This is a genomic window from Sinorhizobium sojae CCBAU 05684 (genome assembly GCF_002288525.1).
In the GTDB taxonomy this organism is placed as follows: domain Bacteria; phylum Pseudomonadota; class Alphaproteobacteria; order Rhizobiales; family Rhizobiaceae; genus Sinorhizobium; species Sinorhizobium sojae.
Window position 1 is genome coordinate 427,981 of sequence record NZ_CP023068.1, and the last position, 15,814, is coordinate 443,794.

At 61.5% G+C, this 15,814-nt stretch carries 17 protein-coding genes; 9 read left to right on the plus strand and 8 right to left on the minus strand.

Annotated elements, in window-relative coordinates:
* Positions 1 to 17 precede the first annotated feature (17 nt).
* Complete coding sequence (locus SJ05684_RS19655; protein ID WP_034854437.1) at positions 18 to 587, minus strand: NnrU family protein; 570 nt, start codon at positions 585 to 587, stop codon at positions 18 to 20.
* 298 nt (positions 588 to 885) lie between these two features.
* On the opposite strand from SJ05684_RS19655, the gene SJ05684_RS19660 reads away from it, so the two are divergent.
* Together SJ05684_RS19660 and SJ05684_RS19665 are read left to right on the plus strand one after the other, a co-directional pair.
* Entirely contained in the window at positions 886 to 1,260 is a 375-nt protein-coding gene (locus tag SJ05684_RS19660) for a hypothetical protein (protein WP_034854436.1), read from the plus strand.
* Between the two features lie 398 nt (positions 1,261 to 1,658).
* Positions 1,659 to 2,360 (plus strand): LysM peptidoglycan-binding domain-containing protein, encoded by a 702-nt coding sequence (locus tag SJ05684_RS19665; protein WP_034854435.1) that lies wholly within the window; start codon positions 1,659 to 1,661, stop codon positions 2,358 to 2,360.
* A gap of 525 nt (positions 2,361 to 2,885) precedes the next feature.
* On the opposite strand, the gene SJ05684_RS19670 is transcribed toward SJ05684_RS19665, so the two are convergent.
* The 4 genes from SJ05684_RS19670 to ocd all read right to left on the minus strand — a co-directional run bounded on the left by SJ05684_RS19670 (position 2,886) and on the right by ocd (position 9,249).
* Positions 2,886 to 6,038: an efflux RND transporter permease subunit gene (locus SJ05684_RS19670; protein WP_034854434.1), complete on the minus strand. Its 3,153-nt coding sequence runs from the start codon at positions 6,036 to 6,038 to the stop codon at positions 2,886 to 2,888.
* 27 nt (positions 6,039 to 6,065) lie between these two features.
* Positions 6,066 to 7,202, minus strand: coding sequence for an efflux RND transporter periplasmic adaptor subunit (locus tag SJ05684_RS19675; protein ID WP_034854433.1), 1,137 nt, complete (start codon positions 7,200 to 7,202; stop codon positions 6,066 to 6,068).
* A 43-nt stretch (positions 7,203 to 7,245) separates the two neighbouring features.
* Positions 7,246 to 7,851, minus strand: coding sequence for a TetR/AcrR family transcriptional regulator (locus tag SJ05684_RS19680; protein WP_034854432.1), 606 nt, complete (start codon positions 7,849 to 7,851; stop codon positions 7,246 to 7,248).
* A 348-nt stretch (positions 7,852 to 8,199) separates the two neighbouring features.
* Complete coding sequence (ocd, locus tag SJ05684_RS19685; protein ID WP_034854431.1) at positions 8,200 to 9,249, minus strand: ornithine cyclodeaminase; 1,050 nt, start codon at positions 9,247 to 9,249, stop codon at positions 8,200 to 8,202.
* Positions 9,250 to 9,379: 130 nt separating this feature from the next.
* On the opposite strand from ocd, the gene SJ05684_RS19690 reads away from it, so the two are divergent.
* From SJ05684_RS19690 to SJ05684_RS19710, 5 genes are all read left to right on the plus strand, one after another.
* Positions 9,380 to 9,832, plus strand: coding sequence for an Lrp/AsnC family transcriptional regulator (locus tag SJ05684_RS19690; RefSeq protein WP_034854430.1), 453 nt, complete (start codon positions 9,380 to 9,382; stop codon positions 9,830 to 9,832).
* 92 nt (positions 9,833 to 9,924) lie between these two features.
* Positions 9,925 to 10,518: a DUF922 domain-containing Zn-dependent protease gene (locus SJ05684_RS19695; RefSeq protein ID WP_034854429.1), complete on the plus strand. Its 594-nt coding sequence runs from the start codon at positions 9,925 to 9,927 to the stop codon at positions 10,516 to 10,518.
* Positions 10,519 to 10,826: 308 nt separating this feature from the next.
* Positions 10,827 to 11,357, plus strand: coding sequence for a DUF992 domain-containing protein (locus SJ05684_RS19700; protein WP_034854428.1), 531 nt, complete (start codon positions 10,827 to 10,829; stop codon positions 11,355 to 11,357).
* Positions 11,358 to 11,499: 142 nt separating this feature from the next.
* On the plus strand, positions 11,500 to 11,778 hold the full coding sequence (locus tag SJ05684_RS19705; protein ID WP_034854427.1) for a DUF1236 domain-containing protein: 279 nt from the start codon (positions 11,500 to 11,502) through the stop codon (positions 11,776 to 11,778).
* 207 nt (positions 11,779 to 11,985) lie between these two features.
* On the plus strand, positions 11,986 to 12,252 hold the full coding sequence (locus SJ05684_RS19710; protein ID WP_034854426.1) for a hypothetical protein: 267 nt from the start codon (positions 11,986 to 11,988) through the stop codon (positions 12,250 to 12,252).
* A gap of 30 nt (positions 12,253 to 12,282) precedes the next feature.
* On the opposite strand, the gene SJ05684_RS19715 is transcribed toward SJ05684_RS19710, so the two are convergent.
* From SJ05684_RS19715 to SJ05684_RS19725, 3 genes are all read right to left on the minus strand, one after another.
* Complete coding sequence (locus SJ05684_RS19715; RefSeq protein WP_034854425.1) at positions 12,283 to 12,591, minus strand: DUF6074 family protein; 309 nt, start codon at positions 12,589 to 12,591, stop codon at positions 12,283 to 12,285.
* Positions 12,592 to 13,032: 441 nt separating this feature from the next.
* Positions 13,033 to 13,320, minus strand: a complete 288-nt coding sequence (locus SJ05684_RS19720; RefSeq protein ID WP_050979989.1) for a DUF982 domain-containing protein — start codon at positions 13,318 to 13,320, stop codon at positions 13,033 to 13,035.
* 107 nt (positions 13,321 to 13,427) lie between these two features.
* Positions 13,428 to 13,679: a DUF982 domain-containing protein gene (locus tag SJ05684_RS19725; RefSeq protein WP_034854424.1), complete on the minus strand. Its 252-nt coding sequence runs from the start codon at positions 13,677 to 13,679 to the stop codon at positions 13,428 to 13,430.
* 375 nt (positions 13,680 to 14,054) lie between these two features.
* On the opposite strand from SJ05684_RS19725, the gene SJ05684_RS19735 reads away from it, so the two are divergent.
* Both SJ05684_RS19735 and SJ05684_RS19740 read left to right on the plus strand, forming a co-directional pair.
* Positions 14,055 to 15,164 (plus strand): DUF475 domain-containing protein, encoded by a 1,110-nt coding sequence (locus SJ05684_RS19735; protein WP_034854423.1) that lies wholly within the window; start codon positions 14,055 to 14,057, stop codon positions 15,162 to 15,164.
* 142 nt (positions 15,165 to 15,306) lie between these two features.
* On the plus strand, positions 15,307 to 15,750 hold the full coding sequence (locus tag SJ05684_RS19740) for a universal stress protein (protein WP_034854422.1): 444 nt from the start codon (positions 15,307 to 15,309) through the stop codon (positions 15,748 to 15,750).
* Positions 15,751 to 15,814: the final 64 nt, after the last annotated feature.

The window sequence follows — 15,814 nt, forward strand, 5'->3', positions numbered from 1 at the left end:
GCGAAGGTATTTGCGGGTCAGGGAAGTGGCGTAGCGCCAAACAGCCATTCGTGCAGTCGCCAGACGAACAACACATAGAGAAGGACGCCCGCTGCCACAGCCCCCATGTCCCATGCTGCCGGACCCGGCGCCGCCACGTCATTGCCCCGGCGTTTGACCGAAATGCGATCGGCTACTGCCCAGGCCAGGAACGCACCGAAGAGCAGTAGCGAGGCGAGATCGCCATTGGCGAGCAGATGCGCAAGAGCCCAGATCTTCACCGAGACGAGCATTGGATGTTTCAGAGCCGGCTTCAGGCGGCCCGCCGGGAAGGCAAAGACCATGAGACTGATGAAGGCGAAGAGCATCAGCGCAAGAGCGAGATGCTTCATCCAGACCGGTGGCTCGTAGAGGACCGGAGCATCCGGCCTGGCACTAGCGAAGCCCCAAATGATCAGCACGAAACCGCCAAGGGAGACGAGCGAATAGAGCCCTCTCCAGGCGCCGGCCCCCGTATCGGCAATGCGTCGATTGCGCCAGGCGGGCGCACAAATGTGCACCGAGTGGACACCCAGAAAGATCAGCAGGCCGAGTATCAGAACAAACATCGTCGCCTCCGCAAGGAATTCACCGCAAGCTTAAAGCAGCGTCCTTCTGACGTGCAAAGAGCACTCTTTGAATTGCTGCATGTTTCTTCAGTTTGGTTACGATTTAAAGAAGCATTCAGTAGCCGAGCCCTTGAGAACGACGGTGCTTCCATGCCGCTCCCGCGATCAGATCTGCTACGCTGCCGCGTGGCTACAGCTTGTCGCCGCAAGCGATCTTCGCCGGACCACATGACCGCGCTTGCCCGGAACATTGTTCGGGCGGACATCGTTGTCCAGGCACGGAAAACGGAGAGACCCAATGGGCAATCATCTGGACGAACGGGGCGACCCGCCCTCAGCCACACATGAGTCGGCGAGGAAGACCTTCACAAAGACCGAGACGCGCCAGGGGCGGTTCGGCTTCCCGGTTTTCGTGGTGCTCGCCACAAGCCTTGTCCTGGCGATGGTCGTCTGGGCGGCTATCGAAATATGGGCCGAGAGCACGGATATTGACGCGCCGACGGCGGCGGTGGAGGAAGTTCAGCCTTCGCCTTCGAACGAACAAACAGGTAGTGTAGGAAGTCCGGCGAGCACGGAAGAGGGAATAGAGGCACCGACTGATCGGGACCCCGCCTATCAGACCGGGACCGGCGGCCCAAGCCCCACAATAACCCCGGACGGCACGCAGAACTAGGTCATGCCGTTCAAGCGACGCAGCGTCCTCTAGCACATCCCGAGCGTGTTAAAGGATGGCACGCTGCTGCAAGGCGCGCATTGAATTTGCGACGGCTCCGCTCCGAATGCGCTGACACAGGCGTTTGATCGCTGCGCAGCTTCAGGCATTCCGACGGGGACGTCCGGCGTATTCAGTCGACCACGACCGCAGAGGGCCCCGCCTGCAATTCAGCGATATTCATTTCTTCAGGCCCGTCCAATGGCTTCCCTCGAAGGGAACGGCGGCGAAGCACGGTTGATCTCGGCGAGCGGGGGAAACGCCGAACTCCCGCGGGCAAACTTTTACGACTTGTTCCGGGAACCGGCGGATCGGAGGGGTGTTAGGCACTGATTGTCTGGCTTAAGAGGAGGCGATACATGCGATATCTGGCAAATTGCGGTGCGGCGGCTCTGCTTCTCTATCTCGGTGCATTGCCCGCAGCCGCACAGACCTGCGGGAAAAACGAGGCAATCGCTGAAGGCGAGACCCTTGAACAGTTGGCCGCGCGTTGCGACACGGAGGTCGAAGCAATTCTATCCGCCAATCCGTCGCTGGAGCGAACCGACATTCGTGCTGGCCTCCAATTGGAGATGCCTGCCGCCAGCGGGGAGGAGGATTGGCTCGACCGTGCCCGTAACGCGGTGAGGGATGCGGGGGAGCGTGTGCACGGGGCCGCCGAGGCGACGGGGAAATCCGTGTCCGAGTATCTCTCGGAACAGCCGGATCTCAACAGAGATATCTTGGAGTTCGGCGAGAGGCTGGGGCTGCCGGGCGTCTCGGCAGGCGCGAGTGGAGAGGCCGAACTGACTGTGGTCCCGAAGAGTGCCGGGCCCGGCGAGAACGTGACGCTGGTGGCGCAGGGATTGCCCGGCGATGCGGAGGTTTCGATCGACGCCCGCATCGGAGACGGATCCGATTTCCAGAACATCTCTCGCGCGCGGACCGACGCAGCGGGGAGGCTGCAAGCAACTGTTGCCGTGCCGGCGGGAGCGCGGGAAGGACAGGAGATCGTCTTTGCCGTGGAGACGACGGATGGGCGTATGCGCTTGGTTTCCGACGTTTTCGATCTTGGTTCCTGAGGGGCCTAGCCGGTCGACCTGGCGCATCGGCCCGAAAATCGGACCCGATTTTCGGCAAGCCGCCGAAGACGGGACGAGCGAGCGACGGTCGCCATTGGCGACGAGATGGCCGAGTGCTCAGAGAGCAAAGCCCCATAGCACCGGATGACGGGTGATCGCGACGATCGCTCCGGGCGTAGCATGCAACAGCCTATGGCGGCACCTTGCGACCGGCGAAGAGCAGCAGGACACCCTGCTTCTGTGGGTGCGAGGCGAAGTCCTATGCGCCCACGATCTTCGGGCAGAGCGGCTATGCCGTCGTCAGCAATATCGGCAGGCTGCCGTCGGCCCTGCCTGCTATCTACTGCGGCCTCGTGAGATTGGGGGGAGGTCGCGATACGGAAGGCTCGGCAAGTCTACTGCATGTCTCCTTTAGGCGACCTCGATTTAAGGACAAAGACATGCAGCTAGTACTACAGCGGCCTTTGCGGTCTGGTAAGGCGCGCGGCGCTGTAGCCGATCAAGGCCCTCTCTCGTCGTGGGCGATCATTCCGCCGCGACCGGCGCCGGATAGCGCTTTGCTTTCGCGACGGCGTCCTCGCTCGGCGCAGCTTCGTCCGCATCCGTCTTCCCCATCTTCGGCTCCTTGCCGAAGAACAAGGCGTAGCCGGCCGGCAGCACGAGGATCGTCAGCACCGTCGCGACCAGGATGCCGCCCATCATCGCGTAGGCGAGCGGCGCCCAGAAGATGCTGCGCGAGATCGGTATCATCGCGAGCACCGCGACAAGCGCCGTCAGCATGATCGGCCGGAACCGACGCACGGCGGCGCCGACGATCGCCTCGGCGCGCTCCATGCCGGCGGCGATGTCCTGATCGATCTGGTCGACGAGGATGATCGAGTTTCGGATGATGATGCCGAGTAGCGCTATGACGCCGAGAATGGCGACGAAGCCGAAGGGGGCGCCGCTGATAAGCAGGGCCGCAGCCGCGCCGATGATGCCGAGCGGCCCGGTGGCGAGCACAAGCATCGCCTTGCCGAAATGCTGGAGCTGGACCATCAGCAGGACGAGGATGACGAGCAGCATGATCGGCGCCTTGGCGGCGATCGACGCTTGGCTCTCGGCGCTGTCTTCTGCGCCCCCCTGGATCTCGATCTTATAGCCGGGCGCGAGCCCGTCCCGCAGTCCCTTGAGCTCGTCATAGAGCTTCATCGTGACGTCGTTCGGTTGCACATCGTCCGGCAGCGTGCCGCGCACGGTGATGGTCGGCAGGCGATCACGCCGCCACTCGATGCCCTGCTCCATGACCGGCACGACCTTGGCGATCTGGGCGACGGGTACGAAGCCGCCGAAATCCGTCGGCACATAAACTGAGTTGACCGCCGACAGCAGATGTCGGCTACCTTCCGGCTCGCGGGCGACGATCGAGACGGTTTCCTCGCCGTCGCGGAAATCGTCGAGCGGGACACCGGACATCGCCGCCTGCAGCATCTGGCGGACGCGCTGCGAACTGACGCCGAGTGCACGGGCGCGGTCCTGGTCGATGACGAGCTTCATCGCCGGCACGGGCTCCAGCCAGTCGTCGTGGACGGCGCCGAGCAACGGATTCTCGTTGAACTTCGCCTTCACCTGATCGGCGATGCGGCGCAGTTCCTGGCGATCGGGACCCATCACGCGGATCTGGACCGGCCAGCCGGTGGGAGGACCCAGAAAGAGGCGACCGACCTTGGCGCGAATCGAGGGGAATTCCTCGGCGAGGATCGTGCGGAGCTTGAGGATCAACCGTTCGCGCGCGGGCTCGTCTTTCGCCATGACGAGTAGCTGTGCAAAGTTGGGGTTGCGAAGCTGCTGGTCGAGCGGCAGGAAAAAGCGCGGAATGCCTTCGCCGATATAGGTGGCGATGAAGCGCTTGTCCTCGTCGTCCATCATCCGCGCCTCGAGTGTCTTGGCCTGGCGTTCGACCTCGTTGATGCTGGTGCCTTCCGGCAGCCACAGGTCGACGAGGATCTCCGGCCGGGACGATTGCGGGAAGAAATTCTTTGGAATGAACTGGAAGGACCAGAGGCTGGTCATGAAGGCTGCCAGCGTCATGACGAGCACGAGGACGCGGTGCCGCACGGCCCAGCCGACGGCCGACCGGAGGCGACGGTAGAAGTGCGTGTCGAAAGCGTCGTGATGCCCGCCGGCATGGTGGCGCTGCTTCAGGATCATGTAGCCGAGCCAGGGCGTGAAATAGACGGCGACGAACCAGGAGACGACCAGCGCGATGCCGACCACATAGAACAGCGAACGGACATATTCGCCCGCGGTCGATTCCGCGAAGCCGACCGGAATGAAGCCCGCGGTGGTGATCAGCGTGCCGGTCAGCATCGGGAAGGCGGTGGAGGAGTAGGCGAAGCTCGCCGCATCGATCTTCGCCAGGCCTTCCTCGAGCTTCCGCTCCATCAGCTCGACGACGATCATCGCATCGTCGACCAGCAGGCCGAGCGCGATGATGAGCGCGCCGAGCGAAATGCGCTGCAGGTCGATGCCGAACTCGTACATGATGGCGAAGGTGGCGGCGAGCACCAGGGGTATGGCGATCGCAATCACCAGCCCCGAGCGCCAGCCGATAGACAGGAACGACACCACGAGCACGATGGCCAGCGCTTCCAGGAGGGCGTGCATGAATTCGTTCATCGCCTCGGTGACGACTTCCGGCTGGTTGGAGATCTGGTCGACCGAGACCCCATAGGGGAGCGAGGACTGGAAGCGCTCATAGGTCGCCTCCACCGCCTTGCCGACATCGGTGACCTTGTGACCCTTGGCCATCACGACGCCGATCTGCACACTGTCGTGGCCGTTGAAACGGAATTTTCGCGCGTACGGGTCCTCGAGTCCCGCAATAACCGTCGCTATGTCACCGAGGCGGATCGTCTCGTCGCCTGTGCGCAGGCGCAGATTGCGGATGTCCTGGACCCGCGTGACATCGCCGTCGACGGAGATGCGCACCGACCGGGTGCCGGTATCGACGCTGCCGGCGGGGTCGATGTTGTTCTGACCGGCAACGGCGTTTTGCAGGTCGGCAAGAGTGAGCCCGCGCGCGGCCAACAATTTGGAGGATACGTCGATATAGATCTTCTGCGGCTGGTCACCGAGGATCACCACCTTCTCTACGCCGGGGGTCGTCAGGAGCATGTCGCGCCCTGCGATCGCAAATCGCTTCAGTTCGGGGTAGCTGTAGCCTTCGCCGCTGATGGCATGCATGGTGATATAGGTGTCGCCGAATTCGTCGTTAAAATAGGGGCCGAGCAGGCGCTCCGGCAGATCGTTGGCGATGTCGCCCACCTTCTTGCGCACCTGGTAGAAGGCGTCGGCAACGTCGTCCGCATCCGTATCACCCTCGATCTGCACGGTGATGATGGCGCTGCCTGCACGCGTATAGGAGCGGACGTAATCGAGATGCGGCGTCTCCTGCAGCTTGCGCTCTATCTTGTTGACGACCTGATCCTGCATCTCTTCGATCGAGGAACCCGGCCAGACCGCCTGGATGACCATGGTGCGGAACGTAAACTCCGGGTCCTCTCGCTGTCCCATGCGCACGAGCCCGAGTATCCCGGTAACGATGATCAGCGCGAAAAGGAAACGCGCAATGCTCGGATGGCCGATCCCCCAACGCGACAGGTTGAACGGCTTCTTCTCCTCAGTGGAGGCGTGCATGGTCGTATTCCTGTCTGATCTGAGCCGTTAGCGGACGATCTGTGTTCCGGCACTGGCGGACTGTTGCTCGTCGGGTTGCAGCTTCACTTTCATGTCCTCGGACATGAACTGCGTGCCGGCCGCGACGACGAGGTCGCCAGGCTTCAGCCCATCGGCGACCCGCACCAGGTCTCCGGCGAAATCGGCGAGCGTGACGGCGCGGGCGTGAACCGTCGATGCCTCGCGATCGACGGTCCAGACGATATCCTTGTCGCCCTTCCGGGCGAGCGCGCTTAAGGGAATGGAGATCAGCGCCTCGGACTTCGCTGCAGCCGCCTCGACCGTTGCGGTCATCCCGAGCAGCACGCGCGGGTCATCTGGCAGGCTGATACGCACCGAGAATGTCCGGGATTGCCGTTCGGCGCTGCCGGACACTTCTCGCACGTGGCCCTTGAGAGTGAGCATGTCGTGGGACCAGAAGCGCGCTTGTACCTCCTTGCCCGGCTTGAACTCCGTAATATCGAGTTCCGGTACGGCGACCTCTATCTCCTTCTCGCCGTCGATCGCAACCGTCACGACCGGCGCGCCGGTGCCGACGACCTGGCCGATATCGGCATTGACCGCGGTAACGATTCCGCTCTGGTCGGAAAGCAGCCTCGTGTAGGCCACCTGGTTTTTCGCCTGGCTCAGCGCGGAAGCGGCGGCGTCGCGCGTAGAAACGGCCTGATCATAGGCGAGGCCAGCCTGATCGAGTTCTGCCTTGGAGGAGAACTGCCGCGCAAAAAGCTGTTCGGCGCGCTTTTTCGTGAGCGCCACCGTCTGAACCTGCTTTTCGGCGGAGAGAAGGTTGGCCTCGGCGCTCCTGACCGAAAGCTCGTAATCGGTCGGATCGAGGCGGGCAAGAAGATCGCCCGGCTTCACGCGGTCACCGATGTCTACGAGCCGCTCGGTGATCTTGCCGCCGACCCGGAAGCCGAGATTCATCTCCGTGCGTGCCTTGATCGCTCCGGCATAAACGAGCCGCCGCGCTTCGCCCGTGCCGGCAATCTCGAACACCTTGACCGGTCGGATGACTTCCTTCGTTTCGGCCCTTTCCTCCGAGCAGCCGGAGAGCAGGGCGGCGAGAGCGATCATACCAAGAACGCGGGCGGCGAACGGCCGGTCTAACATTGTAGAAAGGGTCATCCTTCGCGCTCCTGGTTCTGTTGTGGTCGCCGCGGCGTTGTCGCTATTTCTTCAGGGCGTTGATCGCGAACTGGATCAGTTCGTCCGGGTTTGGACGGTTTTCCTTCGCGAGACATTGCGCCACCATCTGGGGATGACAGAGCGTCAAGAGAGAAGCAGTGAAGCAGCGGGCGGCGGTCCCGGGGTGCTGGTCGGCGAACTCGCCTGCGCTGATGCCGTCACGAATGATGCCGGAGATGAGTTCGTCAATGCGATCGATATGTTTCTCGATCACGTGCCACTCTCGCTCGATTGCCACGACGACCATTTCATGGACTTTCTGCTCGTCGAGCATGGTCTCCACGGTGAGCTTGTGTTGCCCGTGCGCATAGCGCCGCAAGCGATCGGCGGCGCTCAAGGGCAGACGGGAAATCTCCAGCGCTTGCTCATAGCTTGCGTTCAGCATGCGCGCGCATAGCGCCTGATGGATTTCGGTCTTGGAGGAGAAGAAGCGATAGATATTCGCTGGCGACATGTCGAGGTCGCGAGCGATGTCGGCCACATTCGTCTTGCTGTAGCCGTAGTGGCGGAAGAGCCGCTCGGCGGCATCGAGAATCCGCGTGATATTCTCCTGCCTGTTGGCTTCGACGCTGTCTGACGGGTGCGGCATTTGCACTGACTTCTGAATAGTGACGAATTTTGAATTTCGTCACTAATAATCCGACAATCTGAATGTGTCAATGCTCCGCGACCCGCTGGAGTTCACCAGAAAGTCGTGAATTGGTTCACCTCGACTCCGCGGCGGGCGGTTCCGCATCCGGGCTTGTCGTTGATCGATAAATTCCGGAGCGACGACCGGAGCAACTCATGTTGACTCCGCTGCCGTCATGGGCGTTCGGGAAAGATCGGTGGAGATCCAGGAGCGCTTCATCGGCAGGCATCCGGACATCCCTGGCGGAAGGGCCGGAAAAACCCTCCGGCGGCTGCGCACGCGGTAGAAGCCGGTGAGCGGCGCGCTTCACTTTGCCCGCTGCAGCATTCCGAAGAGATCGCGCGGTTCGTCCGGGTCGGCGATCATATCGAGGTTTTGATAGAAGTCGGTCCCGGAAAGCTGATCTCGCATGTAGCGAAGCGCCGAAAAGTCTTCGATTGCGAAGCCGACGCTGTCGAAGAGCGTGATCTGCTGCGCATCGCGTCGGCCCGTCGCCTCGCCGGCGATGACCTTCCAGAGCTCCACCACCGGAAAATCCGGCGCCATCTGCTGAATTTCGCCCTCGATGCGGCTCTGCGGGGCATATTCGACGAACACGTCCGAGCGCTTGAGGATGTCCCGGTGCAGTTCCGTCTTGCCGGGGCAGTCGCCGCCGATCGCATTGATATGGACGCCGGCGCCGACCATGTTGTCGGTGAGGATTGTCGCGAACTGCTTGTCGGCCGTGCAGGTAGTGATGATCTCCGCACCTTCGATCGCTGCCTGCGCCGATCTGCAGGCGACGACCTTGAGGCCTGAATCGGCGAGGTTGTGCACGGCTTTTTCGGTCGCGAGGGGGTCGATGTCGTAGAGGCGAACCGTATCGATCCCGCAGACGGCCTTCATCGCCAGCGCCTGGAACTCGGCCTGCGCCCCATTGCCGATCATCGCCATGGTCCGCGCGCCCTTGGGCGCGAGGTAACGCGCAGCCATCGCCGAGGTCGCGGCGGTCCTGAGCGCCGTCAGCAGCGTCATCTCGGTGAGCAGCACCGGGTAGCCGGTGGAAACCTCAGCAAGCAGGCCGAAGGCGGTCACGGTCTGCAGCCCATTAACGATGTTCTTCGGATGGCCATTCACATATTTGAAGCTGTACACGGAACCATCGGAGGTCGGCATCAGCTCGATCACGCCATCGCGTGAATGGCTTGCGATGCGGGGGGTCTTATCGAAGCTTTCCCATCGGCGGAAATCAGCCTCGATGGCGTCTGTGAGCTCTGCCAACACCGTTTCAATGCCGAGGTGATGAACAAGTCTCATCATGTTCTCGACGCTGACGAAGGGCACCATAGCCTTGGCTGAGGGAAGGGATGAAAGCATCGAATTCTCCTGCAGTGATCGGCACCCGAAGAGCGTAGCGTTTGAGGCCGCTGGTCGAAAGCGCAAAGCTGTGCTATTTTCGCCACCGAATAGAACAGTTTGTTCAGCCGAATTGTACAATATAACCCTAATGAGTTCGAGAGATTACGTTGTCGCGAAATACACGCCGGACGATCTGGACCGGCGGATCATCGCCCATCTTCGCGCCGACGGGCGCGCCTCGCTTTCCAAGCTCTCTGATCTGCTCGGCGTTGCACGTGGCACCGTGCAGAACCGGCTGGATCGCTTGATCGAGACGGGGACGCTGCTTGGCTTTACGGTTCGCGTGCGCGAGGATTACGACGTCAACACCGTAAATGCCGTGATGATGATCGAAGTCGTCGGCAAGTCGACGACACAGGTCATTCGCAAGTTGCGTGGCATTCCCGAAATCGCGTCGCTTCACACGACCAACGGGAACTGGGATCTTGTCGCCAATATCCGCGCGGCTAACCTCTCCGAATTCGACCGGATCCTCCGCGAGGTGCGGATGATCGACGGGGTGGCCAACAGCGAAACCAGTCTGCTGCTGAGCAGCGTATGATGCGCTCCGGCCCAGACATGGTTGCAAGCGTGACACGGTCCTTTTAGGTTCCGGCGCAACGTCAAAGGCTTCGCTCGCGGGAGTGTCTTCAAGTGGGCCGTCGATTTTGCTTGCTGTTGGTCTGTCTTGCCTTGTCGCCTGCTGCCGCGCGCGGTGAATGGCAGGCGGTCGAGAAGGTCAAGACCTATCAAATCGCGGGACAGTCCGGTCCCGAGCTCTATGCATCGATCGGCGAGGTTGGACCGAAGGTCGGAGGACTCGCGCGCGCCATCGCGCATACGAGCTTCAAGCTCACCTGGACCCGGAAATACGAGACCCAAGGCGATGCCTGTGTGCTGGTCTCGGCGGTACCGAAACTTGCGATCACCTACACCTTGCCGAAGCCTGCCAAGCCGTTGCCGATCGCGACGCAGGAACAGTGGGAGGCGTTCATCTCCGGTGTGCATCGGCATGAGCTGGTGCATGGCGATTTCATCAAGGAGATGGTGCGGAAAATCGAGGCCGCCACGGTCGGCCTCACCGTCCAGGCGGACCCGAAATGCCGCAAGATCAAGGCCGAGATGACGAAGCGGCTGGGCGCGCTGTCCAACGCCCAGCGACTGCAAAGCCGAGAGTTCGACCGGGCCGAGCTCAGCAATGGCGGCAATGTCCATCAGCTCATTTTGCAATTGGTGAATGGCGGATAGGCCACTTCCGGAAAAGCGTCCTATGCTCTTGCAGTCAGAACTGCGGTAAGCGCCGAAGTCGTGAGATATTCGTGCGCTCTTTCACAAATGCCTGCTGAAATGCGCCTGTTCCGGCTGATTTGACAGATCGGCAACACTGTGCCGCAAAAATATTTCGGCTGTGCGGCTCGCCTCTGAATTGTCTCAATACCTTCGAACTGTGCGCCCGTCTTAGCCGGCAAGGCTCCAGCGGATGCGCGTCCAGTCGCTGCATTTGCTTATTGGCTGCTTTTCCTTCTGCCGGCGACGATGCGATAAGGAGAAAATGAATGAAGTCGAAACTTGCCATCGCACTTTCCACCGCCTCGCTGACCTTTGTGGCCGCGGCCGCCCATGCGGCAGACCTCACGCCGTATCGGGAGCCGGCGCCGCCGGTGATCCAGGACGCAGAGAACGGCGTCAAGATCGGCTATCTCGAGTGCGATATCGGCGGGGGCGCGGGCTATGTGCTCGGCTCTTCCAAGGAAATCGAGTGCGTTTTCCGCTCGCTTGGCGGGTCGGAGATCGAGGATCGCTACACCGGCGAGATCCGCAAGCTCGGCATCGACGTTGGCTTCACCATGCGGAGCCGTCTTCTCTGGGCGGTATTCGCACCGACCGCCGGCTACCATCACGGCTCGCTGAGCGGCCTCTACAAGGGGGCCACCGCCGAGGCGACGATCGGCGCCGGCGTCGGGGCCAATGTGCTTGTCGGCGGCACTTCCGGCTCGATCCATCTGCAGACGGTGAGCGTGACTGGCCAGCTTGGCCTCAATGTCGCCGCTGCTGGCACGTCGATGACCCTTGATTCCGTCAACTGACGGCGCTCTTCAGCGCGGACTCTTCCAAGCGAAGCTTCCCGAAACAGATCGGTTTCTGCGCGCGTCGCTTGTGGCGTCGCCCTCGCATGGGAACCAAAGTTGATCGAGCCGGTTGAAGAGGCGTGAGAAAGGAGAGTAGATCATGAAGAGAATTGCTCTGATCTGTGCCGCCTTGCTTCTGCCGGCATCGGTAACGGCCCAAACGACCGTCGTGCTGCCCGGTGAGGTCAGGACTTATGTACTCGAGCAGGCGACCCCGTCCGTCGCCATAGAAGGCGAGATCGTCGTCGGACAGCCGCTGCCCGAGACCGTGGAGATCCACACGATTCCGGATCAACCGGATTACGCCTATGCGATCGTCAATGATCAGCGCGTGATCGTGAAACCCGCGGACCGAACCGTCATCCAAGTCCTTCAGTAGGTTCAGGAATAGCGATCGGATCGAATTGAGGTCGGAACGTCTTCGATCCTTAAGGGTTCGGAGCGGGATGCCAGTCCGGCCGGCATACTCCGGTGCAGGGCCGCAGATAGGATGTGACCATGGGAAGCGCGTCGCAGGCCTGGGCAGGCGACGCGCTTGAAGCGCGCTCCATCGGAAGCGCAGCAATGTGCAGTGGGAGGCGGATATATGGAGAAACTGGAGTTTCGACTGGCGGCCCATCGGGAAATTTTGGTCGCCGTGCTTTCGGGGCTGTCGCGCCATGAGGATCTCTGGGCGGAAATCAGCCGCACACTCGACGAGGTCCGGATCGTTCAGGATCATGAAGAGGATCCTGGTGTCGTCCCATCCGAGGCTTTCGCAAGACAGAACGCGATGACCGCAGAGATCACGTCCATTCTTCGCGATGCGACGTTGCGTGCCGAGCTCGATCCGGAGGCGAAGAAGGCGCGTTAACGCCGGTGTGTTAACCCGGTGCGTTGAAGGTCAAGCGCCGCTGTCGGAACGATTGCGTTCTACAGACGGCTGTCGGTAGCGTTGCGCCATCGCAGCCTGCACTTCCGCCTGGAACCCGATAATCTCGCGACGGATCTCTTCATCCGCGAGCCCGAGTGCCGAAAGCTGAGCAGCGAGCTTGCGGCACTCCGTCTTCCAGTAGTGGACGGCGGCGTCGCCATGGACACGGTCGAGTTCCCGCGCACAGCGATCGATGTCGCCCGTCCGTGCCGCCAAGGGAAAGGCGAAGAGTTCGCCGCTTTTGCTCCCGGTCGTCCGTCCGTCCAAGTCTGTTGCCATCGAATCACTCCGCATTCGCCTGAAGGCCACGTCTATCGGCAAGGTGGTTAACGATTCCTTCGTCCGGCGAGGGGTGCCAGCCCGGGGAACGGGCGCCGTTAGTCTAAAGCAGCAACTGCGCTCGCCCTCCAAAACAATTTGCATGTGACGACCGGAACAAATCGTCGCCGGCGAGGTTTGATGCTCGGAGCGCGTGGACATAGTTCCCTCTCCGCAAGCCCTACGGAAACCGCGCGTTCCGTGTTTACTGGTGCACAGGATAGGCTCCGCCTCCCCGGCGGAGCCGCTTTATGTCGAGCGGCGCCCGTGTGATGCATCGCTCAAAATTGTGCAGCGGTTTTCATGGACAACGACATGCGCGAAGGTCGCTTTAAAGCGCGTCGCACGTGTACGCCTGACAGCGACGCGCTTTAGCGCGCGAATCGCAGCAGTCGTTCATCTTCAGTGGGATGCGCGCGGGTCGTGTTCCTCGGCCCCGCCGGTGGGAAGCACGATCGCCAGAAAGGCTTCGCGGGCAGAAGCGATAAAGGCCGCCCGTGCCGCGTCGGGCTCTCTGCTGAGCCTGAGGGCCGCGTGGCAGGCCCGTATGGCGCAGCCATAATAGGCGCCCCCTCGCACCGGCCATTCGTTCTGCAAACATTTCAGCGCGTCGAGCGGGCCGACCACCGTTCGGCGTCGGCCGTCCAGCAGAGTGATCGTCACCGGTTTGCTCCACAGCATGTCGTACATGGCTGTTATCCCGTACGAGCGGTGAGAGCGTCCATTCGAATTGGGCGCTTGTTACTCGGCAAATGCGTTTAACCGACGCAGCCGAGTTCTCGACGGCCTGCATGTTATCAATGACTACGGAGCGAGATGTGCGCCTCTTCGGCGGCCTTGATAAAGGCTCTTCGGGCTTTCTCCGTCTCCACCTTGCCATCCAGCGCCTGGATACACGTCCGCTTCGCGGCGGCAAAGGCACGTCCATCCTGCTGCGGCCAACGCAGCAGCAAAAATTCGACGGCTTCCCGCGTGCTTTTCACGCAGCTGTATCCGCCCGATTCTCCGAGTTCCAATTCGACAGTCTTGTCCCACCAGAAACAGTGCATGACGCTTCCTCACAGCATCTACCATCGAAGGCCAAACCCGTCGGCCCGGTTTTGGTTCCCGCGGGACGCGCGGGCCTGCTAGCTATCAGGTGAGTGGCGGCTGCACCCCCTTGACGCGGCGCGAGACCTTGCTATTTAGAGGGGCACTCCCGCTCTCGGGCATCAGGTCGCGGGAGGAACAATGGTGCCGGGCCCCTCTGGCGAGAGTTTACGGCGCTCTCGTGATGTCGGTACCGCCAGCAAATCAGGCCGGCGGAATAGCTACCATGAAAATCAGCTCCATGCTCGACGCATGTGCCCTTTCGGCTATGCGTTCTTCTCGTGCAACGAATCTCTCGTCTGCTGACGCTCCTGCATGCGCAGGGGAGGTTCGCCATGATTGAGACTCATTCGAACAAGGGTGCGCTCGACTATTTCAAATGGGCCTTCATCGTCACGGCCATCGGTCTTCTCCTCGGGGCTTGGGTCGGTTGGCAATCGACCGGCTCCATCGGGGGCACGGCAACAGTTTTCTTCATTTGCGCGGTACTCGCCGTTCTCGAAATCTCCCTTTCCTTCGACAACGCTATCGTCAACGCCAACAAGCTCAAGGACATGAGGCCGGAATGGCAGCACCGGTTCCTGACCTGGGGCATCATCATCGCCGTTTTCGGCATGCGCATCGTCTTCCCGCTGCTGATCGTCGTCATCGCGGCGAATATCGGTCCGATCGAGGCGATCATTCTCGCCTCGGTGCGGCCCGAGGAATACGCTCGCATCATGCACGAGGCACATCTGCCGATCGCGGCCTTTGGCGGCACGTTCCTGATGATGGTCGGGCTCAGCTACTTCTTCAACCAGGAGAAGGATGTGCATTGGATCGCGTGGATTGAGCGGAAGATGGCGCGCTTTGCGACCGTCAAGGGCATCGAGATCGCCTTCGTGCTCAGCTTGATCCTCGGTTTTTCGACGCTGCTCGAGGGTGAGCAGGCGAATGTCTTCGTGTACGCCGGCATCTACGGTCTGCTGACATTCCTCCTGGTGGAGGTCGTCGGCGGCCTGCTTGACGCCTCGCAGCAGACCATGAGCGCTGCGGCCAAGGGCGGGTTTGGCGCCTTCCTCTACCTGGAAGTGCTCGATGCCAGCTTCTCTTTCGACGGCGTGATCGGCGCCTTCGCGTTGACGCAGAACCTCTTCATCATCGCCATCGGTCTCGGCATCGGCGCGATGTATGTCCGCTCCATGACGATCATGCTGGTCGACAAGGGAACGCTGAGCGCCTACCGATATCTGGAACATGGTGCATTCTACGCGATCCTGATCCTCTCGGTGGTGATGTATTTCCAGACCCTGGTGCACATTCCGGAGGTCATTACCGGCCTCGGCGGAGCTGGCCTTATCGGCCTCTCGCTCTGGTCGTCGATCCGGTACAACCGGCAGCACGCGCAAGCGGAAGCGGAAGATGTGAGGCAAGAAAATCACGAGCGATTGCATGCGGAGGCCTGAGCGCAACCGCAATCGCCAGTAAATACGGGGCCCGGCGAATTCCGCCGGGCCTTTTTCATGAGCGGCTAGCGGTCTGTTGATCTGCGTCAATGCCGTCGGGCCTGGTGCGGATAGCGTGAATTGGGTCCACCAGGAGGCTTTCATGTTTCGCAACATCCTTATCCCTACCGACGGATCGCCGCTCGCCACCCTTGCCGTGGACGCCGGCATTGCCTTTGCCAAGGACATCGGCGCGAAGATCACAGTGTTCACCGTGACGGAGCCCTTTGATCTCGTTTCGATCGACGCGGAACAGCTTGCCAGTACGCGCGAGCAATATGAGGCCCTCTCCGAGGTGCATGCCGCCGAGATCCTTTCGGCCGCGCGGGCCAAAGCCGAAACGGCTGGCGTTCCCTGCAAGACCGATCAGACGCGGACGCATGATATCTATCGCGCCATCGTCAGGAAGGCGGAGGATATTGGCGCCGATCTCATCGTCATGTCTTCGCATGGCCGCGGAGGTCTCGGCGCGTTGGTTATTGGCAGTATTGCCGCAAAGGTGCTGACGCATTCGGCCATCCCCGTGCTTGTCTACCGCAAGAAGTAGGTGCAACGGATAGCGGTGGCGGCGGCGTCGAAGAGGGTTGAAGCGCGTCAGTGCCGCGACGCTG

Bases quoted from the DNA above. Each gene is read 5' to 3' on its own strand.
- SJ05684_RS19740 (WP_034854422.1), top strand. From the start codon at position 15,307: ATGTTTCGCAACATCCTTATCCCTACCGACGGATCGCCGCTCGCCACC.
- SJ05684_RS19660 (WP_034854436.1), top strand. From the start codon at position 886: ATGGGCAATCATCTGGACGAACGGGGCGACCCGCCCTCAGCCACACAT.
- SJ05684_RS19670 (WP_034854434.1), bottom strand. From the start codon at position 6,038: ATGCACGCCTCCACTGAGGAGAAGAAGCCGTTCAACCTGTCGCGTTGG.
- SJ05684_RS19725 (WP_034854424.1), bottom strand. From the start codon at position 13,679: ATGCACTGTTTCTGGTGGGACAAGACTGTCGAATTGGAACTCGGAGAA.
- SJ05684_RS19655 (WP_034854437.1), bottom strand. From the start codon at position 587: ATGTTTGTTCTGATACTCGGCCTGCTGATCTTTCTGGGTGTCCACTCG.
- SJ05684_RS19735 (WP_034854423.1), top strand. From the start codon at position 14,055: ATGATTGAGACTCATTCGAACAAGGGTGCGCTCGACTATTTCAAATGG.
- SJ05684_RS19690 (WP_034854430.1), top strand. From the start codon at position 9,380: ATGAGTTCGAGAGATTACGTTGTCGCGAAATACACGCCGGACGATCTG.
- SJ05684_RS19710 (WP_034854426.1), top strand. From the start codon at position 11,986: ATGGAGAAACTGGAGTTTCGACTGGCGGCCCATCGGGAAATTTTGGTC.
- SJ05684_RS19715 (WP_034854425.1), bottom strand. From the start codon at position 12,591: ATGGCAACAGACTTGGACGGACGGACGACCGGGAGCAAAAGCGGCGAA.
- ocd (WP_034854431.1), bottom strand. From the start codon at position 9,249: ATGCTTTCATCCCTTCCCTCAGCCAAGGCTATGGTGCCCTTCGTCAGC.
- SJ05684_RS19675 (WP_034854433.1), bottom strand. From the start codon at position 7,202: ATGACCCTTTCTACAATGTTAGACCGGCCGTTCGCCGCCCGCGTTCTT.
- SJ05684_RS19700 (WP_034854428.1), top strand. From the start codon at position 10,827: ATGAAGTCGAAACTTGCCATCGCACTTTCCACCGCCTCGCTGACCTTT.
- SJ05684_RS19720 (WP_050979989.1), bottom strand. From the start codon at position 13,320: ATGTACGACATGCTGTGGAGCAAACCGGTGACGATCACTCTGCTGGAC.
- SJ05684_RS19665 (WP_034854435.1), top strand. From the start codon at position 1,659: ATGCGATATCTGGCAAATTGCGGTGCGGCGGCTCTGCTTCTCTATCTC.
- SJ05684_RS19680 (WP_034854432.1), bottom strand. From the start codon at position 7,851: ATGCCGCACCCGTCAGACAGCGTCGAAGCCAACAGGCAGGAGAATATC.
- SJ05684_RS19705 (WP_034854427.1), top strand. From the start codon at position 11,500: ATGAAGAGAATTGCTCTGATCTGTGCCGCCTTGCTTCTGCCGGCATCG.